Here is a 288-nt window from a genome sequence, read left to right as displayed (position 1 = left end):
TGACTGGGCAATTTGGTGCAGTTCACACCAGGCGGCGATGGAGAGTTGGCTGTCTTTTTGATGCTGCAGGCGCTCCTGCCAGAGTTTCATCTTGTCTTCCCGTGTCATGATATCGCTCCGATAGTGAAGGAGCTATATCAATATCAGGTCATCGTGGTTATCTGAATGTGGGGAGAAATGGCCGCTTACGTTTATCTGGCTAATGTCGGCATCGTTAAGATCCGAGGCAAAGCCAGAAACGCTGGCGGTAAGCCAAAAACTGCCGAGATCATTCGCAAGAATGGTGAG

At 50.0% G+C, this 288-nt stretch carries 1 protein-coding gene; it reads right to left on the bottom strand.

Going from position 1 to position 288, the window contains the following annotated elements:
* Window positions 1–90, bottom strand: a 90-nt coding sequence (tnpA, locus tag BZJ21_RS16900) for an IS66 family insertion sequence element accessory protein TnpA (protein WP_394329768.1), incomplete at its 3' end; no start/stop codon positions are given.
* Window positions 91–288: the final 198 nt, after the last annotated feature.

Origin of the sequence: Salinivibrio costicola subsp. alcaliphilus, from assembly GCF_001996185.1 — a bacterium.
In the GTDB taxonomy this organism is placed as follows: Bacteria; Pseudomonadota; Gammaproteobacteria; order Enterobacterales; family Vibrionaceae; genus Salinivibrio; species Salinivibrio costicola.
This window is presented reverse-complemented; position numbering and strand designations above follow the sequence as displayed.